Genomic DNA, 21,081 nt, shown 5'->3' with positions numbered 1-21,081 from the left:
CCACTGATTTACTCGATTCGGCAGTGGAATACACTGCCGCGAACCTTCCAAGGCCGCCCCCGGAGTGAAATGCCCGAACTCGACCGCATAGACCGCAAGATCCTCGACGTCCTGCAGCGCCAGGGGCGCATGTCGATGACCGAACTGGCCGAGCACATCGGCCTGTCGGCCTCGCCCTGCGCCGAGCGCGTGAAGCGCATGGAGCGCGACGGCGTCATCACCGGCTATCACGCCCACGTGTCGCCCGAGGCGCTGGGCCGCACGCTGCTGGTGTTCGTGGAAATCAAGCTCTCGGCCAAGTCGGGCGACGTGTTCGACAAGGTCCGCAAGGAGCTGCTGCACATGCCCGAGGTGCTCGAATGCCACCTGGTGTCGGGCAGCTTCGACTACCTCGTGAAGGCGCGGCTGAGCGGCATGAGCGAATACCGGCACCTGCTGGGCGACATCCTCAAGAAGCTGCCGGTGGCTGCAGAGTCGCACAGCTACGTGGTGATGGAGGAAATCAAGGAAACGCTGATGCTGGCCGTGGACCGCTGATAACCGCTGAATCGCCGAACCAATGAGCACGAACAACGACGTTCCGGACGTCACCATCCGGCCATGGCGCCTCGACGACTTCGACGCGGTGAAGGCCATCCTCGACGACACCTTCGCCGGCACCTGGCTGCCGCAGCTCACGCCCGAGGCCGCGAAGGCCTACCGCGACAGCGGCGCGCCCGTGGGCTACATCGACGAGAAGGGCCCGGCCTTCTTCGTGGCCGAGATCGACGGCGAGGTGGTCGGCATGGTGCACTGGGAGCAAGACTTCGTGCATGCCCTGCACGTGCCGGCCGCACACCAGCGCAAGGGCATCGCCCGGGCCCTGATGGCCTTCGCCGAGGACGGCATGCGCACCGAAGGCGTGGCGCTGGCGCGCCTGGAGACCGACACCTTCAACACGCAGAGCCAGGGCTTCTATATCGCGCTCGGCTACCGCGAAGCCGACCGTTACCCCGATCTCGAATGGCACAGCGGTTTCACGACCATCCTGTACGTGAAGACGCTTTCTCCCCTTACCCCAACACACTCCCCAAGGACACACCCATGAGCATCTCGATCCGCCGCGATGGCATCACCGGCACGCGCCACATCCTGAAGATCCGCAACCACGAGATCCCGGTCGATGCTTCTCCTACAGGCGGCGGCAGCGACGCCGGCCCGGAGCCGCACGACCTGTACGACGCATCGCTTGCGGCCTGCAAGGCGCTCACCGTGCTGATCTACGCGCGCCGCAAGGGCATTCCGGTGGAAGACATCGAAGTGGTGGTCGATCGCGACGACAGCGAGGAGCGCAAGGGCGTCTACCGCCTCAAGTCGGGTCTGCGCCTGAGCGGCAACCTGAGCGAGGCGCAGCGCGACGAGCTGCTGCGCGTGGCCGGCAAGTGCCCGGTGCACAAGCTCATGACCGAGGTGAAGACCGAGATCGAGACCGGCTGGGCTGACTGAACCCGCTCCTTCCGGTCACTGCAGCGCGCGATAAGTGCGCATCGCGCGCGCAGCAGCGCCCACAGGCCACGATGCTCGTGAAGCCGTCGATGCCGCCGCTGTGGCCGCTTCGGGCGCGGAGCGCATCGGCGACCCAGCCAGGAGGGCGAAGGCATGCACGCCGTCTGCGCCGTGCCCGGCGAAGCATGCAGGGCGGCGCACAGCAAGAGCAGCGCGGCCGCGGTCTTCGCCCGTGTCGTCGTCACTTCGCGGCCTCGGCCCGCGTGCGCGCGGCTTCCACGCGCTTGGCATAGCGGTCACCCCAGTCGGCCAGCGGGGCGAGCGCGGCATTGAGCGTGGCGCCCAGCTTCGTTTCCGAGTACTCCACGCGCGGCGGCACTTCATGGAACACCTCGCGGTGGACGATGCCGTCGGTCTCCATCTCGCGCAGCTGCTGGATCAGCATCTTCTCGCTGATGTCGGGCAGCGCCCGCTTCAGCTCGCCGAAGCGCAGGGGCTGCACATGCAACTCCCACAGGATCACCGCCTTCCACTTGCCGCCGATGACGTCGAAGGCCGGGCCGATGCCGCAGTTGTAGGGTTTCCTGGATTTCATCTTCATCCCCATCAGTAGGTAATACATACATTTTGGTAAGTACCTCACTTAATTGTAGGTACTTGACCATATCGGAGCTCAATTTCTACGATGCGTCCATCTTCACAACCATCAAGCGAATCGTCATGAGCAGCAAGAGCAGCGACATCAAGGAAGTCAGCGTCCTGGGCCTGGGCGCCATGGGCGCAGCCATCGCGCAGATCTACCTGGACCAGGGCTACAAGGTCACGGTGTGGAACCGAAGCGCCGACAAGGCCGGCGCGCTGGTCGCCAAGGGCGCGGTGCTGGCGCGCAGCGCGAGCGAGGCCGTGCGCGCTGCGCGTGTGGTCGTGATGTGCGTCTACGACTACCGCGCCGCCGAGGCCATCCTCGCGATGGACGGCGTGGCCGCCGCCATGGACGGCCGCCTGCTTGTGCAGCTGACCACCGGCAGCCCGCAGGACGCGCGAGATGCCCATGCATGGGCGCACAAGCACGGCGCCGCGTACGTCGAAGGCGCCATCCAGGCCGCGCCCGACCAGATGGGCCGGCCCGACACGCCGCTGCTGGTATCGGGCGCGCGCCCTGCGTACGACGAGGCGCGGCCGTGGCTGGAGGCGCTGGCCGGCGGCATCGTCTACCTCGGCGAGGCCGCGAGCGCGGCGGCCGCCATGGACCTCGCCACGCTCTCCACCATCTACGGCACGATGCTCGGCTTCATCCACGGCGCGCGCATTGCCGAGCACGAAGGCTTCGACGTGGCCGAATACGGCCGCATCGTCGCGGGCATCATGCCGACCTTCGCCGGCTTTCTTCAGCACGAAGGCTCCGTCATCCAGTCGGGCGACTTCGCCATTTCGCAGAGCCCGATGCGCATCTCGGTCGAGGCGACGAAACGCATATTGGAGACGGCGCAAACCTCGGGCATCGATACCGAGTTTCCGGCCTTCGCGGCGGGCATCTTCCGGCGAGCGGACGAGGCCGGCCTGGGTGGCGAGGAACTCGCGGCGCTGATCAAGCTGCTTCGCGTGAATGGCGTGCAGGCATAGCTCAGGCCCATGTCATGAACTGGATCGCACGCAGCACTTCGGCTTCGCGCTCCATGATGAAGTCGCCGTGGTTGGCGTGGTCCAGGGTCAGGCGATTGGGCGTGTCGAGCGCTGCCACGAGCTGGTTCGAATTCGTGATGGACGCGCGGCGAAAGATGCGCAGGTAGTCGGCAGCGTCTTTCTGCGTCTTCGCATCCAGCGGCAATTCCAGCCATGGGAACATGTCGCGGTTGTCGGAAGGCAGGGCAGTCACGACAAGCGAGGGCGCGCGTACGGCCTTGTAGTCGGGCGAATAGGAACGGGAAGCAGCGTGCATGGCGGTCTCCACTTCATCAGGGGTGTTGAGGCTCACGCTGCCATCGCCATGGATGTCGACCGCATCGCGCAGGTTCGCCTCCAGCGGAGGCCACCAGTTCTTCGAGTTGCGCCGGAAGAAGGCAATGGCAGCCTGCAGCGAGCGGCCGTCATTCAGCGTCGGCCTGGGCTCGTCGAGCAGCGGGTTCTCTGGAATCTTTTCTCCGCCGCTGTCGCCGTCGACGGTGTAGTCGAAGGTTGTGTCGAGATAGATCAGGCCCTGCGTCCGGCCGGGGTAAAGGCCCGCGAAGCGGGTGAGTTCGTTGCCCGCAATCGAGTGGCCTCCCAGCACCACGCGTTGCACGCCCAGCGCATCGAGCACCGCCTTCAGGTCGGCAACCAGCGTATCCACCTCGTAGAACTGCGTGGCGGTCTTCACCGGCATCGGCTTGTTCGAAAGACCGTAGCCGCGCCGGCTGATCGCGATCACGCGCGACCTGGCGGCCAGCGCGGGAGCGAGGCTGTCGAAGTAGCGCGCATTGCCGCCGAGTCCTGCCAGCAGCACGATGACAGGCCCTGTGCTGCTGCCGGGCGGCTGCCAGTCGCGCACCTGCAGCGAGACTTCGGGTGTGGCCGACACCTTTACCCGGCGGTCGATGACCGTGGGCTTGCCGCCACCGCCGGTGCCGACGCCGCCAACCTCTACGCCGCCATGACCATGCCCGCCGCCACCGCAGGCCGCGAGACTCGCAAGGCCGGTCAGGCCAATGGCATGGAGCACGTCACGGCGCCGTGGGCGGTAGCGGTCCGCTCGGGCAGTACGTGCCGGCAGGGAGGGCAATCGATTCACTTGGGTGTTCCGTTTCCGTGTGCAGGGGATGGCTCCAGTGTCCCGGCCGCACCTGAAGACCTGCTTCGGCATTCATGAAGATTTCCTGAAGTACCGCCTTGGCGCCTGGCAGATACTTCCGCCACATTCCGGAAGCGGAGTGTTCAGTTCACGTGGAGGCTCATGAATCTCTTGCTTGTTGAGGACGACCTTGACCTCGGCAATGGCGTGCGCATCGCGCTGGCCAATCAAGGCATGGATGTGGTGTGGGTCCGCAGGCTCGACGACGCCCTGCGCACGCTCGAGGGCGGCACTTTCGACATGGTGCTGCTCGACCTCGGCCTGCCGGACGGCGACGGGCTCGACCTGCTGTTCCGCCTGCGCCGCGACCGCCAGATATTGCCGGTGCTGGTGCTCAGCGCGCGCGACGCGCTCAACGACCGGCTGCGCAGCCTGGACGACGGCGCCGACGACTACCTGGTCAAGCCCTTCGCGCTGGCCGAGCTGCTGTCGCGTGTTCGTGCGCTCGCGCGCCGCAGCTACGGCTTCAACGACGAGACCATCCGCATGCGCGGGCTGGCGCTGCACGAGCCCACGCGCGGCGTGATCGTCGACGGGGAGCCGGTCGAGCTATCGCGCTGCGAGTTCGACCTGCTGGCGCTCTTGCTCAAGCGCACCGGCCGCGTGGTCACGCGTCGCGTGATGGAAGAGCAGGTGCTGCCCGGCGGCCAGGCCAACGGCAGCAATTCGCTCGAGGTGCACATCTCCAACCTGCGCAAGAAGATCGGCCAGGGCTACATCCGCACGGTGCGTGGCATCGGCTACGTGATCGACGTGCAATCGCTGGCGCGGAGCACGCAGAAATGATTCAGGCGCTGGCGCAGCGCTGGAAGAACTGGAAACAACCTTCCCTGATGCGGCGCCTGCTGCTTGCGCAGATGGGCGTGGTCGCCCTGCTGTGGACCATGGCCATCGCGCTTCTGCTGTACGACTCCTACGAAGACCCCGAGCTGCTGAAGTTCGAGAAGATCTTCCAGACGGTGATTTCCATCGCGAAGAACACCGCCGACCGGCCCGACAAGCAGCAGGAGACGCTCGCCGCCTTCGACGCCGCGCTGCTCGAGACCATCGGTGACGGCGACGCGGCCTCCGATACCTCGCCCGTCATGCAGGTGTGGCAGGGCGACAGGCTGGTCTACCGCTCGACGGCGGCCGTGCCCGTCATCCTCAACACCGCGCCGAACCTCATCGAGACCGTGAAGGCGGGCAACCGCGAATGGCGCGCGCGCACGATCGCCTCGCCCGACTCCGACATCCGCGTGATGCTGGCGGAGCCCAGCGTCTGGCGGCTCACCGTCACCGTGATGTATCGCGGCTACTACCTGCTGCCGCTGGTCATCAGCCTGCCTTTCCTGGTGTTTCCCGCGTGGCTTTCGGTGCGCCTCGCGCTGCGGCCCTGGCGCCGCGTGAGCCAGGAGACCGCCGAGCGCGGGCCGGCCGACCTCACGCCGCTGTCGTACACCCCACCGCACAAGGAGCTGCAGCCGCTGGTGCAGAGCATCAACAGCCTGCTGCAGCGGGTGCGCGACAGCACATCGCGCGAGCGCAGCCTGATCGCAGACGCCGCGCACGAGCTGCGGACGCCGCTGGCCGCGATGCGCGTGAACGTGGAGGCACTGAAGGAGCAGAGCACCGACGAGCACCAGCGCGAGCTCATGGGCAACCTGCTGCGCAGCAACGACCGCGCGGCGCGCCTTGTGGGGCAGTTGCTGCAGCTGATGCGCAGCGACGCGGTCTCGGACAACACCCTGCCCGTGATGCTGTCGCTCGACGCGCTGGTGCAGGACCGCCTGGCCATGATCGAGAGCCTGGCCAGCTCGCGCAACATCGAGCTCGAGCTGGTCTGCGAAGACCGCGTGCCGGTGCTCGGCGAGCGCGAAAGCCTGGTTTCGATGATCGACAACCTCATCAACAACGCCATCAAGTACAGCCCGCCCGACGGTACGGTGGTCGTGCATGTGTCGCGCGATGGCGAGCAGGCCCTGCTGACGGTGGCGGACCAGGGCCCCGGCGTGCCGGCCGCGCTGCGCGAGCGGGTGTTCGACCGTTTCTTCCGCAACCCCGACCAGAGCCAGAGCGGCAGCGGGCTGGGGCTGGCCATCGTCAAGTCGGTGGTCGACCGGCACGGCGGCGAGGTGGCGCTGGGCGAAACCGCGAGCGGCGGCCTGCTGGCCACCGTGCGCCTGCCGCTGGCTACCGCCGATGCGCCGCAACCCATGCTGTGCAGCTGAAACCTTCCCCGGTGCATGGCCGAAAGGGGCCGAAGGGCATAAAGGGCGTGGTCAGCCCCGAATTGGGGCGAGGAATTACACTACCCGGCGCTGTTTACAGGACACTTTCCCATGAAGTGGGTCATTCTTGCCATCTTCGCGCTCAGCGCGCTCTACGTTCATTTCCGCGGCCAGGTACGGCATCGTTTCTTCAGGCAGCTCTCTGATCACTCGACCTTCCTGGCGCCGCTGAACGTCTTCATGTACCTTTTCTCGAAGGTGCCGGGTACGCCCTACCTGTCGCCTGCCGAGTTCCCCGAGATGCGCGTGCTCGAGGAAAACTGGGAAGTGATCCGCGAGGAGGCGCTGGCCATGCGCAACGGCGGCAGCATCAAGGCGTCGAGCCAGTTCAACGACGTGGGCTTCAACTCCTTCTTCAAGAGCGGCTGGAAGCGCTTCTACCTGAAGTGGTACGACGATGCGCACCCCTCGGCCGCCGTGCTGTGCCCGCGCACCACCGAGCTGCTGAAGGGCATCGGCACCATCAAGGCCGCCATGTTCGCCGAGCTGCCGCCGGGCAGCCGCCTCGTGCGCCACCGCGATCCCTTCGCCGGTTCGCTGCGCTACCACCTGGGCCTGTGGACGCCGGGCGTCGAGGGCTGCTACATCGACGTGGACGGCCAGCGCTACCACTGGCGCGACGGCGAGGCCGTGGTGTTCGACGAGACCTACATCCACTACGCCGAGAACACGACCGACCACGACCGCGTGATCCTGTTCTGCGACATCGAGCGCCCCCTGAAGTACCGATGGGCCAGCGCGGTGAACCGCTGGTTCGCGAAGAACCTGCTGGCCGCGGCCGCATCGCCCAACGATGCCGGCGACAAGACCGGCGGCATCAACCGCGCGTTCAAGTACATCTACCAGATCCGCGTGGTCGGCAAGCGCCTGAAGGCCTGGGACAAGCGCGTGTACTACCTCGTGAAGTGGGCCATCTTCGGCGGCCTGGCGCTCTGGATCTTCTGGTAAGGGCTCAGGCCTCGTTCCATGTCAGCCGGGTGCGCCCGGTGCCTGCCCGGCTCACGACGGTCGCCAGCAGCGTGCCGCCGAGCACGTCGAGCAGCACATGCTGGCGCGTCGCCAGTGTCGAATAGACGATTCCCAGGGCCCACAGCACATTGAGCACGCGCACCCAGGCCGGCGCGCGCACCTCGCGAAGCTGACGCTGCAGAAGCACCGCGGTGAACACAGCGAAGGCCACGTGCAACGACGGGAAGGCATTGCCGCCCGCGTCGGCGTTCTTGAGGAACATCAGCGACGGGTATTGCGCCCAGTCGACCGCGAATGCCGGCACTGTCGTCGGAAAGAACCAGAACACCACCAGGCCCATGCCCGCCATCAGTGCGGCATCGCGCGCACAGGCGCGCAACTCGGCCCAGTCCTTGGCGAAGGCGGACGGCAGCGAGATGTAGAACCAGAGCGAGCCGTACAGCAGCATCGCCTCGTCGCTCACGCCCACCCAGTGGTCGAGCGCGGTGAGCGGCATCACGGTGGGCGGCGTCGGCGGGTTGTGCATCACCCAGAAGTAGAGGACGAAGAAGCCCGTGATGCCCGCCGTGGTGCCGATCATCTTCGCCACCCAGTGCGTGGCGATGCGACGGCCCACTGCCCCGTACCAGGGTGTAGGACACGAGGAGGGGAAGGGTGAGGAGGGCGCGGCGCGACGGGTCATCGGCGTTGCAGCTTATGCAACTGCATTGCGTGAACATTGCGCCGGTTGCAGAAAAGGCCTCTCCTAGAATGGCCGGCCCTGGCCTCTGCCAGGCCTTTCAGTGGTCTCCCTTTTCTACGTACTCCCATGCGAATCCTGCTCGTCGAAGACGAAGTCGATCTGGCTCAAGCCCTGGCCTCGGCGCTGCGGCAGAACCAGGCGGTGGTCGACGTGGCGGGCTCGCTGCGCGAAGCCGAAGACGCGGCGCTGTCGGCGCAGCACGACGTGATCGTGCTCGACCGTGGCCTGCCCGACGGTGACGGCCTCTCGCTGGTGGCGTTCCTGCGCCAGAACGACATTCCCGCCGCCGTGCTGGTACTCACAGCCATGACCGACGTGGCGGAACGCGTGCTGAGCCTCGACGGCGGCGCGGACGACTATCTCGCCAAGCCCTTCTCCATGGACGAGCTCATGGCGCGCGTGCGTGCACTGGCGCGGCGCCCCGCGGTGCGTGCGAACCTCGTCATGACGCTGGGGCAGCTGCGCTTCGACCATCACACGCGGCAGGCCCATGTCGGCGAAGAGTGCCTCACGCTGCCGCGCCGTGAGCTGCTGGTGCTGGAAGCGCTGCTGGAGCATCGTGGACGCACCGTGCTGCGCGAGGCCATGCAGGACCGCGTGTACGGCCATGCGGACGACATCCAGTCGAACGCGCTCGACACGCACGTGTCTCGCCTGCGCTCCAAGCTCGACAAGGCCGGTGCGCAGGTCGAGATCCATGCCATCCGCGGCGTGGGCTACCTGATCTGCGCGGCCCGCCCGGCGGCATGACGGTCGCATGAGACAAGGCCTGCTCTCGCTGCGCTGGCAGCTGATCTGGAGCCTGATCCTGCTGCAGGTGGTGGTCGGCACGCTGGTGATGGGTGGCTTTCTCGGCCTGGCCTGGGTGCTGGGCCGCGTGGTCGACGAGACCGGGCAGGAGACCATCACGGCCATCCAGCGCGCGCTGGTGCGCGGCCCCGACGGAAAACTGGCGATCGAGCCCACGCCGGAGGTTCAGCGCCTGCGGGAGGCCGATCCTCCTTTCTGGTTCATCGCGCGTGACAGCCATGGCGCGGAGCTGCGCAACGGCGACGTGCCGCCCAGCTACGCCAGGCTCTTCGATTCGCTCGACGGCATGGAGCGCATGGCCATCAACCCCGAGAGCGACAACACCCGGCCCAAGGCCCGTTTCGATCGCGTGGAAACGCGCGCGGGCCTGGTGGCTGTGATGACGCAGACGGGCAGCCCCCTGACCGTGAAGAACACGCTCAAGGGCACCGCCATCGCCTTCCTTTTCCTGGTGGCGCCGATGGCGCTGGTGACCTGCCTCGGCGTGATCCTGGCCACGCCCTTCGTCGTGAAGCGCGGCCTCAAGGGTGTGGTGGCCACGGCCGAGCATGCCGAGAGCATCGACGTGCACGAGCGCACCACGCGGCTGCCGCTGGCCAATGTGGCGAGCGAGATCCGCCCGCTGGTCAACGCCGTGAACCGCGCCTTCGACCGCCTCAACGAAGGCTACGACCGGCAGGAGCGCTTCCTGGCCGACGCCGCGCACGAGCTGCGCACGCCCATTACCACGCTGCAGATCCATCTCGAAGGCCTGCAGGACGGCCCGCTCAAGGTGAAGCTCATGCAGGCCTCGGCGCGGCTCGCCACGCTTGCCGAGCAGCTGCTAGACCTGCAGCGGCTGGACCACGTGGCGGTGCAAGACCGCCAGCAGGTCGACCTGAAGGCGCTGTGCGAACGCGTGGCGGGCGACATCGCGCCGCTGGCCATCATGAACCGCTGCACGCTGTCGGTGGAAGCGCCGAAGCCACTGTGGGTGCGCGGCGACGCGCCCTCGCTGGAGCGCGCGCTGAGCAACCTGATCCAGAACGCCATCGAGCATGGCGGACAGGGCTGCGACATCCAGGTGCGGCTGTGGGAGCCCTCGGGCTTCGAGGTGCTCGACTCCGGCCCCGGCATTCCCGAGGCCGATCGCGAGCGCGTGGTGGCGCCATTCCACCGGCTGGTGCCGCGCGGGCGTGGCGCGGGGCTGGGCCTGCATCTGGTGGCCGAGGTCGCGCGCCTGCACGGCGGGCAGCTCACGATCGGATCGAGCGAATCGGGTGGAGCGAAGATGCGGCTGGAGCTGAGCCTCGACCTCTGAGCGCGCGGTTGCAGGGTTCCGAGAAGCACCGGGCGACGAGATGTCCCAGCAGGCCCGAGGCTGCGACCACCGCGACGAACCACACCGGAATCCACGAGGGCGACGCACCCAGCCACTGGAAGAGCCATGCGCCGGGAATCACCACGAACATGTGGCTCAGATAGACCTCGTAGCTGTTGCGCCCGAACCAACTCAGCGGAGCAACTGCGGCACTGGCGCACCATGCCCAGGGACGCCAGTGCGCCGCGGCCAGCATCAGCGCGACGCCCAGCTCGAGCAGCGTCACCTGCAGCCCGAAGCGCGTGAAGCCCAGCTGGTAGACCTCTTTGCGGAAGCAGAAGACCGTCACGCCCAGCGTCATGCCCACAAGCAGCACTGCACGCCGCGCAGCCGCGGTCGGTACGCGCGGCACGCGATGCGCGAGCAGGGCGGCGAGGCAGCCGAAGGCGATGCCGTCCATGCCCGAGAGGTACGAATGGTCCTGCCAAAGCTCGTTGTCGCTGAAGACGCTGCGCGCCAGCGGCCCGAGCACGATGGGCACGATCAGCAGCAGTGCCAGCCGCCGCTCGCTGCCGCACAGCACGCACACCAGCGGAAAGCCGAGATAGAAGACCTCCTCCACCGACAGCGACCACAGCACGCCCCACGGCCCCGGCAGGTAGCCGACCTGCGCCTCCAGCCAGTTGATGTGCAGCCCCAGCGCCGCCAGCAGTGCCCGCCACAGCGAGACCTTGGATGTGTCGAGCGCGAACCATGCGCTGCTCGCGATGTGCAGCACCGACAGCACCGCGAGCAGCAGCAACAGCGGCGGCAGGATGCGCGCCGCGCGAAGGTGGTAGAACGCCGCGGGCCGCACGCGTGACAGATCGCCCCAGCGCCGTATCGATGCGCTCGTGATCAGGTAGCCCGAGACCACGAAGAACACGATCACCGCGTAGTAGCCGCTGCGAAACAGGATGCCGCCGGCCCTGGAGCCCATCCACTGGCTCAGCTCCGGGGGGGCGAAGGGAATGCGCAGGTTGGCGTGCAGCAGCACCACGAAGATCGCGAGCAATCCGCGCAGCAGGTCCACATGCGTCAGGCGCGGAAGGGGGGCGGAAGAAGCCATCGCGCGATTCTGTGATCGCCTGCGGCATGACGGCTGAAGGGCTTCTGAAGCACCGACAATAGGGCCTGCCGCCATGCCTCTTGCCGACCAAGACCTTCTTCCCCCGATCGACCTCGCCAGCGCACAGGCGCTGATCGATCGCGTTCGCGCGCAGCTCGATGCGGAAGGGCTCGCGATGCGCGCGCCACCGCCAGAGCCGACTACCTGCTGCGGGCGGGGCTGCAACGGCTGTGTGTGGGAAGGGTGGCTCGCCGCGGTGGCTTACTGGCGGGACGAGGCCTCGTTGCTGCTCGGCTGAGGCGCCGAGCGCCTATCTGCCTCGCAGGCTCATATCGAGCCGATGGAGCAGCGCGCTCATCCGGCTCTTGCCTGCAACGCGCGCGGGCATTCGCTGCACCACCTGACGAACCGTGGGCGATGCCTGTTCGAGCGCCCATCGGATTTCCGCTTCGGCGGCGGCAGTCTCGTCAGCCGCGCCAAGCGCAATCGCGCATGCACTGTAGGCAGCAGGGCTCAGGATGTGATTGACCTGGTGAGGCGTCGCGATCGGATGGGTGTAGGCGGATGCGGCGGCGGTTGATGCCGCCCGAGCCGCGGCCGCTGCTGCCGGATCGTCCACTTCCCCTGCAGCTTTCAAGGCAGCCCAAGCGACTTTGCGAAGATTCGCAGTGCGTGTTCCGCTGGCTGCGAAGGTGCGCGCGGCCGCGATGGCCTCGCGCGGCCTTGCATCGTCGGGTGATCTCGCCTCGAACACCGGCAGCGCCCGCTCTGCGCAATCGGCGGCCCAGCGTGCGATCTGGCGCAGGTCTTCGTTGGTCAGAAGGGGTGAGCTGGGGGGCGTGATCCATTGCTCTTGGAGCTCTCGCGGAAGAAGAGCTCCGCTGCGGGCTGGATTCTGCCGCAGCGGCAACGACGACAGGCCTACTGGTTCTGCGACCCCCGATGCGCCCACCCCGTCGTGTGCTTCTCGACCACGCTGAAGAGTTCGTACATCAGCATCGCCATCGCCCCCACCACCATCAGCCCGGCGAAGGCCAGGCCCATCTGCATGGCAGAGCCGGCCGAGATCAGCAGGTAGCCGATGCCTTCGTTGGCAGCCGTCATCTCGCTGACTGTGGTGCCCACGAACGCCAGCGTGATCGCGACCTTGAGCGAGCCGAAGAAGTAGGGCATGGAGCGCGGCAGGCCGATCTTCATGAGCACGTCCCAGCGCCTGGCGCCGAGCACGCGCAGCACGTCTTCGAGCTCGGGCTCGAGCGTGGCGAGGCCGGTCGCGATGTTGACCATGATCGGGAAGAAGCTGATGAGGAATGCCGTGAGGATCGCCGGCCCGATGCCGATGCCGAACCACACCACCAAAATCGGCACGAAGGCCGCCTTGGGCAGCGCGTTGAAGGCCGTCATGAGCGGGTAGATCGCCGCGTACGCGATGCGCGAACTGCCGATGACGAAGCCCAGCAGCACGCCCACCACGATTGCGAGGCCGAAGCCTGCCATCGTGACCCAGAAGGTGCGCCAGGCGTGGCCCGCGATGACTTCCTTGAATTCCCAGAACTGGTTCCAGATGCGCCACGGGCTCGGGAAGATGAAGTCCGAAACCTCGAAGGCCGAGCAGATCACCTGCCACAGCAGGATCACCGCCACGAGCAGCAGCCAGGGCGACCAGCGTTCGATTTGCTTGGTGTTCTTCATGTGCGCGCCCTCAGTGAGACACCGCCGCGGCGGACTGGGCTGCGCTCGCGCCGGTGTTGCGGATGGCGCCGATGTGGCCGCGCAGTTCCAGCACGATGTCGGTGAACTCCTTGGTATAGGTGAGTTCGAGCTCGCGCGGACGCGGCAGGTCGATCTCGCGCTTCACGACGAAGCGGCCCGGGCTCTTGCTCATCACGTACACCGTGTCGGCGAGGAACACCGATTCGCGCAGGTCGTGCGTCACCAGGATCACGTTGAACTGTTGCTCGGTCCAGAGGTCGCGCAGGATGCACCACAGCTCCTCGCGCGTGAACGCGTCGAGCGCGCCGAAGGGCTCGTCGAGCAGCAGCATCTTGGGCTCGTGGATGAGCGCGCGGCAGATGCTCGCGCGCTGCTGCATGCCGCCCGAGAGCTGCCACGGGAACTTGTCTTCATAGCCGCCCAGGCCCACCTTCTGCAGCAGGCGGCGGGCGCGCTCCTCGTACTCCTTGCGCTTCGCCTTGAAGCTGGAGCGGTAGGGTTCGACGATCTCCAGCGGCAGCAGCACGTTGTCGACCGTGGTGCGCCACGGCAGCAGCGAGGGCGCCTGGAAGGCCATGCCCGAGATCTTCAGCGGCCCGGTCACCGGCTGGCCGTCGATGCGGATCTTGCCCATCGACGGCATCTTCAGCCCGGTGGAGAGCTTCATGAAGGTCGACTTGCCGCAGCCCGAGGGCCCGACGATGGCGATGAACTCGCCGCGCTTCACCTTCAGGTCGATGGCCTCGACCGCGAAGTGGTTGGCGCGCAGCAGCTCCTCGTTGTAGGCGAGCCAGACGTCCTGGAAGTCGACGAAGGGGGCCGCGTCCTGTGATGCGGCTGCCATCACTTCTTCAGGATGTTCAGTTCGGCCGCGGGCGGCAGCAGTGCTGCGGTCCACACCGCGTCGGGGCTCACGCGCGTCTTGGTGTTGAAGGCGTCCGAAACCTGCGAGGCCATCAGCGACATGCGGCCCGCGTTGACCGCGCCGAAGCCCTCGGCGCGCGCATCGGCGCTGTTGATGACGGTGTCGATGGCCAGCTGCAGGCGGCGCGTCTCGAGCTTGCTGTCGATGATGCCGTCGCGCGCCTTCACCGACTCGATGGCCACGGCCGGATTGGCGATCACTTCCTTCGCGCCCTTGGCGAAGGCCGAGAGGAATTTCTTCACCGCCGCCGGGTTCTCCTTGATGAGCTTGGGCGAGGCGATGATGACGTTGCCGTACAGCTTCACGCCGTAGTCGGGGTAGGGAAGGATCACCACGTCGGCGGTCTTGGCGCCGCGCGCTTCCAGGTTGAGCAGCGAGGTGAAGGTGAAGCCGGTGATGGCGTCGATGTCGCCGCGCATCAGCATGGTCTCGCGCAGCGTCGGGTCCATGGCGGTCCAGTTGACCGTGCCGATGTTGTTGGCCTTGGCGAAGATCGGGAAGGCGCGGCGGCCCGCGTCGAACACCGGCGCGCCGAGCTTCTTGCCCGTGAGGTCCGAAGGCTTGGTGATGCCGCTCTTCTTGAGCGTCATGACCGAGGCCGGCGTGTTGTTGTAGACCATCATCACCGCGACCGGCTTGTTGGGGCTGTCGGGGTTGTTGGCATGGAACTCCATCAGCGCCGCAAGGTCGGCGAAGCCCATGTCGTAGGCGCCCGAGGCCACGCGCGTGACCGTGCCGCCCGAGCCGTTGCCCGCGTCGATGGTCACGTCGAGGCCCGCGGCCTTGAAGTAGCCCTTGGCGGCGGGATGAAGGAACAGCGCCGCCGGTCCCTCGAAGCGCCAGTCGAGCTGGAACTTGATCGGCGTCGGGCTCTGCGCAAAGGCCGGTGCGAGGCCGAAGCTGATGGCCGAGGCGGCGAGGAAGGACTGGAGCAGTTGGCGCTTGTTCATGCGGAGATCGATCCGTTGGATGAAAGGGGATTGAATGCTTCTGCATTCAAGCAAAAACGGTGCCCGCACGTGATTGGTGCGAACCCTTCCTCGCGAATCGAAGTAGTGCGCCAAGGGCGCGATCTGCACCCCGTCAATGCAAAAACGCGGCCGAGGCCGCGTTTCGAGCACTCAAAGCGGGCGCCAGGCCCGCTTCTTTCCCGCTTCTTACTTGTCGACCGTGACCTTCGCCACCGCCAGCGCAGTCATGTTGATGATGCGGCGCACCGTCGACGAAGGCGTGAGCACGTGCGCCGAACTCGCGGCGCCCAGCAGCACCGGGCCCACGGTGATGCCGTTGGCGCCGGTCATCTTCAGCACGTTGTAGAGGATGTGGGCCGAGTCGAGGTTCGGGCACACCAGCAGGTTGGCCTCGCCGCTGAGCGTGGTCTCGGGCAGTGCGGTGCGGCGGATTTCCTCCGACAGCGCCGCGTCGCCGTGCATCTCGCCGTCGCATTCGATGTCGGGCGCCATCTGCGCGAACAGGTCGCGCGCCAGCCGCATCTTGCGGGCCGACGAGCGGCTGGAGGTGCCGTAGTTCGAGTGCGAGAGAAACGCCACCTTCGGCGGCAGGCCGAAGCGGCGCACTTCCTCGGCGGCCATCACCGCGATGCTGGCCAGCAGCTCGGCGCTGGGGTCTTCGTTCACGTTGGTGTCGGTGATGAACACCGTGCGTTTGTCGAGCGTGAGCGCGTTCAGCGTCGCGAAGCCCGGCGCGCCGCGCTTCAGGCCGATCAGGTTGCGGATGTGCTCCAGGTGCACGTCGAAGCGCCCGACCAGGCCGCAGATCATGGCGTCGGCGTCGCCCAGGTGCATCATCAGCGCGGCGATGGTGGTGTTGGAGCGGCGCACCATCGTCTTGGCGGCCTCCGGCGTCACGCCGCGGCGGCCCATGATCTTGTGGAAGCTCTCCCAGTAGGTGCGGAAGCGCGGATCGTCCTCGGGGTTGACGATCTCGAAGTCGACGCCCGCGCGGATGTGCAGGCCGGCCTTCTTGATGCGCGCGTCGATCACGGCGGGGCGGCCCACCAGGATCGGCTTGGCCAGGCCTTCGTCGACGGCCCACTGCGCGGCGCGCAGCACGCGCTCGTCCTCGCCCTCGGCGTACGCCACGCGCTTGGCGGTGGCGATCTTCGCGGCGCTGAACACCGGGCGCATGAACATGCCCGTCTGATAGACGAAGCGCGTCAGGTGCTGGCGGTAGGCGTCCATGTCCTCGATCGGGCGCGTGGCCACGCCCGAGGCGGCCGCTGCCTTGGCCACGGCCGGCGCGATGCGCAGGATCAGGCGCGAGTCGAAGGGCTTGGGAATGATGTAGTCGGGGCCGAAGGAGAGTTCCTGGCCGGCGTAGGCGGTGGCCACCTCTTCGCTGATGTCGGCCTTGGTGAGCTCGGCGATCTCGCGCACGCAGGCCAGCTTCATCTCTTCGGTGATCTTGCTGGCGCCGCAGTCGAGCGCGCCGCGGAAGATGTACGGGAAGCACAGCACGTTGTTGACCTGGTTCGGGTAGTCCGAACGGCCGGTGGCGATGATGCAGTCGGGCCGCACGGCCTTGGCGAGCTCGGGGCGGATCTCGGGCTCGGGGTTGGCCAGCGCCAGGATGATGGGCTGGCTCGCCATGGTCTTGACCATCTCGGCGGTCATCACGCCCGGGGCCGAGCAGCCCAGGAACACATCGGCGTCCTTCACCACGTCGGCCAGGGTGCGGGCGCCGGTGTCTTTCTGGGCGTAGCGTGCCTTGGATTCGTCGAAACCGCCCGCGCGGCCCATGTAGATCAGGCCCTTGGAGTCGCAGGCGTGGATGTTGGCGGGCTTGGCGCCCAGGCCGACCATCACGTCCAGGCAGGCGATGGCGGCTGCGCCCGCGCCCGAGACGGCGATCTTCACTTCCTCGATCTTCTTGCCCACCAGCTCCAGGCCGTTGAGCAGGGCGGCGGCCGAGATGATGGCCGTGCCGTGCTGGTCGTCGTGGAACACCGGGATGTTCATGCGCTCGCGCAGCTTCTTCTCGATGTAGAAGCACTCGGGCGCCTTGATGTCTTCCAGGTTGATGCCGCCCAGCGTCGGCTCCAGCGCCGCGATGATGTCGACCAGCTTGTCGGGGTCGCGCTCTGCCAGCTCGATGTCGAACACGTCGATGCCGGCGAATTTCTTGAACAGGCAGCCCTTGCCTTCCATCACGGGCTTGGCGGCCAGCGGGCCGATGTCGCCCAGGCCCAGCACGGCGGTGCCGTTGGTGACTACGCCCACGAGGTTGCCGCGGGCGGTGTATTCGGAGGCGGTTGCCGGGTCGGCGGCGATGTCGAGACAGGGATAGGCCACGCCGGGCGAATAGGCCAGCGACAGGTCGCGCTGGTTCAGCAGGGGCTTGGTCGGGGTGATCGAGATCTTGCCCTTGACGGGCGAGCGGTGGTATTCGCGCGCTGCCTCGCGAAGTGCTTCTTCTGCGGGGGAAAGGGGTGCAGCCATGAAAGTCTCCTTGTTTCTGACGGGCAATGAGGCTACCGCAAAAGCAGGGCCTCCTATTACTGGGGAAATGCCGAAAACGCCTGGACCCATAGCTTCCGCTCGATAAGGCGGGGTTCCGGCGGATGGGAGGGGGCTCTGGGGTTCGCTAAACTGCCGATCGTTACCAACTGGTTAACGGACCGGCCATCCAGCCGGGCATCGAGCCGGGGGTATCGCCGACAACGAAAACACCGCGAAAAGAGGGGCAACTCGCATGGCATCCGGACCTTTCAACAGCAACGATCCCGACGTCGTGGTCATCGGAGGCGGCCCATCGGGCTCCACGGTGGCCGCGCTGCTCGCGGACAAAGGGCACGACGTGGTGCTGATCGAGAAGGCGCAGCATCCGCGCTTCCACATCGGCGAATCGCTGCTGCCGATGAACATGCCGCTGTTCGACCGCCTCGGCGTGCGCACCGAGGTCGAGGCCATCGGCATCCGCAAGCACGGTGCCGAGTTCGTCTCGCCCTGGCACGACCACTCCAGCCAGTTCCACTTCGCCGAGGCGATGGACAAGAGCTTTCCCTACGCGGTGCACGTGCGCCGCTCCGAGTTCGACGAACTGCTGTTCCGCCACGCCGGCAACCGCGGCGCGCGCACTTTCGAGGGACAGCGCGTCACCGGCGTGGACATGGATGCCGGCAAAGGGACGCCCGACAACAGGCCGCTGGTGAAGGTCAAGGCCGACGACGGCACCGAGACCACCTGGCGCCCGCGCTTCGTGATCGACGCCAGCGGGCGCGACACCCTGCTGTCGAACCAGTTCGACGCCAAGCGCCGCAACCGCAAGCACGCCAGCGCGGCGCTGTTCGGCCACTTCGCCAACGCCGAGCGGCGGCCGGGCCGCTTCGAGGGCAACATCACGCTGTTCTGGTTCGATCACGGCTGGTTCTGGTACATCCCGCTGAAGGACGGCACGGTGAGCGTCGGCGCGGTGGCTTCTCCCGCCTACTTCAAGCGCCGCAAGGGCTCGCTCGAGGAGTTCCTGATGGAAACCATCGCGCTCGCGCCCAAGCTCGCCGACCGGCTGAAGAACGCCACGTTGATGGAAGGCGCCACCTCCACCGGCAACTACGCCTACGACTCCAAGTTCTGCCGCGGCGACCGCTTCATGATGGTGGGCGACGCCTATGCCTTCGTCGACCCGATGTTCTCCTCGGGCGTGTACCTGGCGATGAACAGCGGCTTCGAGGCCGCGACCTGTGCCGACCACTGGCTCAAGGGCGAGATGAAGGAGGCCGAGCGCGCCTTCCGGCACTACGAGAAGGTGATGAAGCACGGACCGAAGATGTTCTCGTGGTTCATCTACCGCATCACCTCGCCGGCCATCCGGCGCCTGTTCATGGCCCCACGCAACATCTGGCGCATGCAGGAGGCGCTGCTGTCCATCCTGGCCGGCGACCTGTTCCGCAACACGCCCATCGGTCCGCGCTTCTGGGGCTTCAAGGTGACGTACTACGCCTCGTGCCTGGGCATCCTGCCGCAGGCCGTGAAGACCTGGGCCTGGCGCCGCCGCAACCTGAAGGAATCGCTGGAAGCGTTGAAGTAAAGCGGACAGCCGAACGCAGAGGTCGCGAAGGTTTCGCGAAAGTCGCAGAAGGAAAACCAAAAAAGGATTTCATGGTTTCTTCTGCGACTTCTGCGTAGCTTTTGTATTTCTTCTGCGTTCGGAAGTCCGTTTTCGAAGAATCTCAATCAGGCGTGACTGTGTGCTGCGCCAGCGCCTCCAGCGCGCGCACCAGCGCCGAGTGGTCGAGCTGGCCGTAGCCCAGTGCTGCGCAGGCATTCATGAGCTGCGCCGCGCCGGCCGTCTGCGGCAGCGAGACGCCCAATGAACGGGCGCTCTGCATCGCGAGGTTCAGGTCCTTCTGGTGCAGCCCGATGCGAAAGCCCGGTGCGAAGGTGCGCTTGATCATGCGCTCGCCGTGCACTTCGAGGATGCGCGAGCTCGCGAAGCCGCCCATCAGCGCCTGACGCACCTTCGCCGGATCGGCCCCGGCCTTCGACGCGAACACCAGCGCCTCGCCTACGGCCGCGATGTTCAGCGCCACGATGATCTGGTTGGCCACCTTGCAGACCTGGCCGTCGCCGGCGCCGCCCACGAGCGTGACGTTCTTGCCCATCCGGTCGAGCAGCGGCTTCACGCGCCCGAAGGTGCCTTCGTCGCCGCCGCACATGATCGTGAGGCTCGCGGCCTTGGCGCCCACCTCGCCGCCGGAGACCGGTGCGTCGATGTAGCCGGCGCCCAGCGCGGTGATGCGGCGCGCGAAGTCCTTGGTGGCGATCGGGTCGATGGAGCTGCAGTCCACCACGATCTTGCCGCTGGAGCCCTTCAGGCCGTCGGCCACGCCCTCGGCGCCGGGTGCGCCGAAGAGCACCTTCTCCACGTCGGGCGTGTCCGGCACCATGATGAAGACCACGTCGGACTGGCGTGTCACCTCCGCCGCCGAGGCGCAGATGGTGGCCTTCGACACGAAGGGCTCGGGCGTGTTGCCGTGCGTGTTCACGAAGAGCTGGTAGCCCGCCTCGAGCAGGTGGCCCGCCATGGGCGCGCCCATGATGCCGAGGCCGATGAATCCGATCTTCTGTTGCTGGGTCGTCATGTTCTTGTTCCTTTTCCGATGTCAGTCATTCATTTCATTGCTGCTGCGTGAGCGCGTGGCGCCATCCGAGGCCCTCGACCGTAGTGGCGCGGGGCTTGTACTCGCAGCCGATCCAGCCGTCGTAGCCCAGCGCGTCGATGTGCCTGAAGAGCCACGGGTAGTTGATCTCGCCCGTGCCCGGCTCGCCGCGGCCCGGGTTGTCGGCCAGCTGGATGTGGCCGATGCGTGCCAGGTTCTTCGAGAGCGTGTTGCCCAGCTCGCCTTCCATGCGCTGCGCGTGGTAGATGTCGTACTGCACCCGCAGGTTGGCCGAGCCGACCTCGTCGATCAGCGCCAGCGCCTGGTCGGTGCGCGTGAGGAAGAAGCCCGGGATGTCGAAGGTGTTGATGGGCTCGACCAGCAGGCGCAGGCCCGCTGCTTCGAGCTCGCGCGCGGCGAGGCGCAGGTTGGCGACCACGGTCTTGTGCGCCGCGCCCCTGTCGACGCCGGCAGGCACCTTGCCCACGAGGCAGTTGACCTGCGGGCAACCCAGGGCGGTGGCGTAGTCGATCGCCATGCCGATGCCTTCGGCGAACTCGCCCGTGCGGTCGGGATGGCAGGCGATGCCGCGCTCGCCCTTGTCCCAGTCGCCGGCCGGCAGGTTGTGCAGCACCTGCTCCAGGCCGTTGGCGCGCAGGGCGGCGGCGAGTTCCTTCTTCTCGAAGGGATAGGGGAAGAGGTACTCCACCCCCTTGAAGCCGGCCTTGGCGGCGGCCTCGAAGCGCTGCATGAAGGGCAGCTCGGTGAAGAGCATCGTGAGGTTGGCTGCGAACTTGGGCATGTCGGGTCTTTC

General features: G+C 66.9%; 22 protein-coding genes. 11 read left to right on the top strand and 11 right to left on the bottom strand.

What is annotated here, in order from left to right; all coding sequences use genetic code 11:
• Nucleotides 1-69 precede the first annotated feature (69 nt).
• From ABL843_RS23235 to ABL843_RS23225, 3 genes are read left to right on the top strand one after another with little or no spacing between them, the layout of a single operon-like run.
• Nucleotides 70-537: a winged helix-turn-helix transcriptional regulator gene (locus ABL843_RS23235; protein WP_019656974.1), complete on the top strand. Its 468-nt coding sequence runs from the start codon at nucleotides 70-72 to the stop codon at nucleotides 535-537.
• 22 nt (nucleotides 538-559) lie between these two features.
• On the top strand, nucleotides 560-1,087 hold the full coding sequence (locus tag ABL843_RS23230) for a GNAT family N-acetyltransferase (protein ID WP_184641172.1): 528 nt from the start codon (nucleotides 560-562) through the stop codon (nucleotides 1,085-1,087).
• Nucleotides 1,084-1,485 carry an OsmC family protein gene (locus tag ABL843_RS23225; RefSeq protein WP_184641173.1) on the top strand — a complete coding sequence of 134 codons (402 nt, stop codon included), beginning with the start codon at nucleotides 1,084-1,086 and terminating at the stop codon, nucleotides 1,483-1,485. Before ABL843_RS23230 ends, ABL843_RS23225 begins: the two co-directional genes overlap by 4 nt.
• Nucleotides 1,486-1,726: 241 nt before the next feature.
• On the opposite strand, the gene ABL843_RS23220 is transcribed toward ABL843_RS23225, so the two are convergent.
• Entirely contained in the window at nucleotides 1,727-2,080 is a 354-nt protein-coding gene (locus ABL843_RS23220; RefSeq protein WP_176662848.1) for a winged helix-turn-helix transcriptional regulator, read from the bottom strand.
• A gap of 125 nt (nucleotides 2,081-2,205) precedes the next feature.
• On the opposite strand from ABL843_RS23220, the gene ABL843_RS23215 reads away from it, so the two are divergent.
• Nucleotides 2,206-3,108, top strand: coding sequence for an NAD(P)-dependent oxidoreductase (locus ABL843_RS23215; protein ID WP_418117482.1), 903 nt, complete (start codon nucleotides 2,206-2,208; stop codon nucleotides 3,106-3,108).
• A 1-nt stretch (nucleotide 3,109) separates the two neighbouring features.
• Here the strand turns inward: ABL843_RS23215 and ABL843_RS23210 are convergent, their stop codons facing one another.
• Complete coding sequence (locus ABL843_RS23210; protein ID WP_418117481.1) at nucleotides 3,110-4,183, bottom strand: alpha/beta fold hydrolase; 1,074 nt, start codon at nucleotides 4,181-4,183, stop codon at nucleotides 3,110-3,112.
• 231 nt (nucleotides 4,184-4,414) lie between these two features.
• Here ABL843_RS23210 and ABL843_RS23205 point away from each other — a divergent pair, with 231 nt between their 5' ends.
• The 3 genes from ABL843_RS23205 to lpxO all read left to right on the top strand — a co-directional run bounded on the left by ABL843_RS23205 (nucleotide 4,415) and on the right by lpxO (nucleotide 7,530).
• The gene (locus ABL843_RS23205) at nucleotides 4,415-5,098 is read left to right on the top strand and encodes a response regulator (RefSeq protein WP_184641178.1); all 684 of its coding nucleotides are present in this window, start codon (nucleotides 4,415-4,417) and stop codon (nucleotides 5,096-5,098) included.
• Nucleotides 5,095-6,522, top strand: a complete 1,428-nt coding sequence (locus ABL843_RS23200; RefSeq protein WP_126023441.1) for a sensor histidine kinase — start codon at nucleotides 5,095-5,097, stop codon at nucleotides 6,520-6,522. Before ABL843_RS23205 ends, ABL843_RS23200 begins: the two co-directional genes overlap by 4 nt.
• Nucleotides 6,523-6,633: 111 nt before the next feature.
• Nucleotides 6,634-7,530 carry a lipid A hydroxylase LpxO gene (gene lpxO, locus ABL843_RS23195; protein ID WP_126023442.1) on the top strand — a complete coding sequence of 299 codons (897 nt, stop codon included), beginning with the start codon at nucleotides 6,634-6,636 and terminating at the stop codon, nucleotides 7,528-7,530.
• A gap of 4 nt (nucleotides 7,531-7,534) precedes the next feature.
• Here lpxO and ABL843_RS23190 read toward each other — a convergent pair whose 3' ends face one another.
• Nucleotides 7,535-8,233: a phosphatase PAP2 family protein gene (locus ABL843_RS23190; protein ID WP_418117480.1), complete on the bottom strand. Its 699-nt coding sequence runs from the start codon at nucleotides 8,231-8,233 to the stop codon at nucleotides 7,535-7,537.
• A gap of 126 nt (nucleotides 8,234-8,359) precedes the next feature.
• Here ABL843_RS23190 and ABL843_RS23185 point away from each other — a divergent pair, with 126 nt between their 5' ends.
• On the top strand, nucleotides 8,360-9,043 hold the full coding sequence (locus tag ABL843_RS23185) for a response regulator (RefSeq protein ID WP_369661207.1): 684 nt from the start codon (nucleotides 8,360-8,362) through the stop codon (nucleotides 9,041-9,043).
• 7 nt (nucleotides 9,044-9,050) lie between these two features.
• Nucleotides 9,051-10,403, top strand: a complete 1,353-nt coding sequence (locus ABL843_RS23180; protein ID WP_418117479.1) for a sensor histidine kinase — start codon at nucleotides 9,051-9,053, stop codon at nucleotides 10,401-10,403.
• Here the strand turns inward: ABL843_RS23180 and ABL843_RS23175 are convergent.
• Nucleotides 10,339-11,511, bottom strand: coding sequence for an acyltransferase family protein (locus tag ABL843_RS23175; RefSeq protein WP_418117478.1), 1,173 nt, complete (start codon nucleotides 11,509-11,511; stop codon nucleotides 10,339-10,341). The two genes, ABL843_RS23180 and ABL843_RS23175, sit on opposite strands and share 65 nt — an antisense overlap.
• A gap of 73 nt (nucleotides 11,512-11,584) precedes the next feature.
• Here ABL843_RS23175 and ABL843_RS23170 point away from each other — a divergent pair, with 73 nt between their 5' ends.
• Nucleotides 11,585-11,809 carry an oxidoreductase-like domain-containing protein gene (locus ABL843_RS23170; RefSeq protein ID WP_369661210.1) on the top strand — a complete coding sequence of 75 codons (225 nt, stop codon included), beginning with the start codon at nucleotides 11,585-11,587 and terminating at the stop codon, nucleotides 11,807-11,809.
• 12 nt (nucleotides 11,810-11,821) lie between these two features.
• Here the strand turns inward: ABL843_RS23170 and ABL843_RS23165 are convergent, their stop codons facing one another.
• The 5 genes from ABL843_RS23165 to ABL843_RS23145 form a co-directional block, all read right to left on the bottom strand.
• On the bottom strand, nucleotides 11,822-12,421 hold the full coding sequence (locus tag ABL843_RS23165) for a putative immunity protein (RefSeq protein ID WP_418117477.1): 600 nt from the start codon (nucleotides 12,419-12,421) through the stop codon (nucleotides 11,822-11,824).
• Nucleotides 12,422-12,432: 11 nt separating this feature from the next.
• On the bottom strand, nucleotides 12,433-13,203 hold the full coding sequence (locus tag ABL843_RS23160) for an ABC transporter permease (protein ID WP_369661212.1): 771 nt from the start codon (nucleotides 13,201-13,203) through the stop codon (nucleotides 12,433-12,435).
• Between the two features lie 10 nt (nucleotides 13,204-13,213).
• Nucleotides 13,214-14,068 carry an ABC transporter ATP-binding protein gene (locus ABL843_RS23155; protein WP_418117476.1) on the bottom strand — a complete coding sequence of 285 codons (855 nt, stop codon included), beginning with the start codon at nucleotides 14,066-14,068 and terminating at the stop codon, nucleotides 13,214-13,216.
• A complete protein-coding gene (locus tag ABL843_RS23150; RefSeq protein WP_184641186.1) occupies nucleotides 14,068-15,099 on the bottom strand; it encodes an ABC transporter substrate-binding protein in 1,032 nt (343 codons plus the stop codon). Before ABL843_RS23150 ends, ABL843_RS23155 begins: the two co-directional genes overlap by 1 nt.
• 207 nt (nucleotides 15,100-15,306) lie before the next feature.
• Complete coding sequence (locus ABL843_RS23145; protein WP_126023463.1) at nucleotides 15,307-17,607, bottom strand: NADP-dependent malic enzyme; 2,301 nt, start codon at nucleotides 17,605-17,607, stop codon at nucleotides 15,307-15,309.
• Between the two features lie 253 nt (nucleotides 17,608-17,860).
• Between ABL843_RS23145 and ABL843_RS23140 the strand changes: the two genes are divergently transcribed.
• Complete coding sequence (locus tag ABL843_RS23140; protein ID WP_418117475.1) at nucleotides 17,861-19,195, top strand: NAD(P)/FAD-dependent oxidoreductase; 1,335 nt, start codon at nucleotides 17,861-17,863, stop codon at nucleotides 19,193-19,195.
• A 142-nt stretch (nucleotides 19,196-19,337) separates the two neighbouring features.
• Here ABL843_RS23140 and ABL843_RS23135 read toward each other — a convergent pair whose 3' ends face one another.
• Together ABL843_RS23135 and hyi are read right to left on the bottom strand one after the other, a co-directional pair.
• Nucleotides 19,338-20,249 carry a 2-hydroxy-3-oxopropionate reductase gene (locus ABL843_RS23135; protein ID WP_418117474.1) on the bottom strand — a complete coding sequence of 304 codons (912 nt, stop codon included), beginning with the start codon at nucleotides 20,247-20,249 and terminating at the stop codon, nucleotides 19,338-19,340.
• 34 nt (nucleotides 20,250-20,283) lie between these two features.
• Nucleotides 20,284-21,069: a hydroxypyruvate isomerase gene (gene hyi / locus ABL843_RS23130; RefSeq protein ID WP_418117473.1), complete on the bottom strand. Its 786-nt coding sequence runs from the start codon at nucleotides 21,067-21,069 to the stop codon at nucleotides 20,284-20,286.
• Nucleotides 21,070-21,081 lie beyond the last annotated feature (12 nt).

Origin of the sequence: Variovorax sp. 350MFTsu5.1 (assembly GCF_048302515.1) — a bacterium.
Classification (GTDB): Bacteria; Pseudomonadota; Gammaproteobacteria; order Burkholderiales; family Burkholderiaceae_C; genus Variovorax; species Variovorax guangxiensis.
This window is presented reverse-complemented; position numbering and strand designations above follow the sequence as displayed.

Coding starts and splice junctions, on each gene's coding strand:
- ABL843_RS23235 (WP_019656974.1), top strand. CDS start 70: ATGCCCGAACTCGACCGCATAGACCGCAAGATCCTCGACGTCCTGCAG.
- ABL843_RS23150 (WP_184641186.1), bottom strand. CDS start 15,099: ATGAACAAGCGCCAACTGCTCCAGTCCTTCCTCGCCGCCTCGGCCATC.
- ABL843_RS23200 (WP_126023441.1), top strand. CDS start 5,095: ATGATTCAGGCGCTGGCGCAGCGCTGGAAGAACTGGAAACAACCTTCC.
- ABL843_RS23175 (WP_418117478.1), bottom strand. CDS start 11,511: ATGGCTTCTTCCGCCCCCCTTCCGCGCCTGACGCATGTGGACCTGCTG.
- ABL843_RS23145 (WP_126023463.1), bottom strand. CDS start 17,607: ATGGCTGCACCCCTTTCCCCCGCAGAAGAAGCACTTCGCGAGGCAGCG.
- ABL843_RS23135 (WP_418117474.1), bottom strand. CDS start 20,249: ATGACGACCCAGCAACAGAAGATCGGATTCATCGGCCTCGGCATCATG.
- ABL843_RS23215 (WP_418117482.1), top strand. CDS start 2,206: ATGAGCAGCAAGAGCAGCGACATCAAGGAAGTCAGCGTCCTGGGCCTG.
- lpxO (WP_126023442.1), top strand. CDS start 6,634: ATGAAGTGGGTCATTCTTGCCATCTTCGCGCTCAGCGCGCTCTACGTT.
- ABL843_RS23155 (WP_418117476.1), bottom strand. CDS start 14,068: ATGGCAGCCGCATCACAGGACGCGGCCCCCTTCGTCGACTTCCAGGAC.
- ABL843_RS23185 (WP_369661207.1), top strand. CDS start 8,360: ATGCGAATCCTGCTCGTCGAAGACGAAGTCGATCTGGCTCAAGCCCTG.
- ABL843_RS23220 (WP_176662848.1), bottom strand. CDS start 2,080: ATGAAATCCAGGAAACCCTACAACTGCGGCATCGGCCCGGCCTTCGAC.
- ABL843_RS23160 (WP_369661212.1), bottom strand. CDS start 13,203: ATGAAGAACACCAAGCAAATCGAACGCTGGTCGCCCTGGCTGCTGCTC.
- ABL843_RS23225 (WP_184641173.1), top strand. CDS start 1,084: ATGAGCATCTCGATCCGCCGCGATGGCATCACCGGCACGCGCCACATC.
- ABL843_RS23180 (WP_418117479.1), top strand. CDS start 9,051: ATGAGACAAGGCCTGCTCTCGCTGCGCTGGCAGCTGATCTGGAGCCTG.
- ABL843_RS23190 (WP_418117480.1), bottom strand. CDS start 8,233: ATGACCCGTCGCGCCGCGCCCTCCTCACCCTTCCCCTCCTCGTGTCCT.
- ABL843_RS23205 (WP_184641178.1), top strand. CDS start 4,415: ATGAATCTCTTGCTTGTTGAGGACGACCTTGACCTCGGCAATGGCGTG.
- ABL843_RS23140 (WP_418117475.1), top strand. CDS start 17,861: ATGGCATCCGGACCTTTCAACAGCAACGATCCCGACGTCGTGGTCATC.
- hyi (WP_418117473.1), bottom strand. CDS start 21,069: ATGCCCAAGTTCGCAGCCAACCTCACGATGCTCTTCACCGAGCTGCCC.
- ABL843_RS23230 (WP_184641172.1), top strand. CDS start 560: ATGAGCACGAACAACGACGTTCCGGACGTCACCATCCGGCCATGGCGC.
- ABL843_RS23170 (WP_369661210.1), top strand. CDS start 11,585: ATGCCTCTTGCCGACCAAGACCTTCTTCCCCCGATCGACCTCGCCAGC.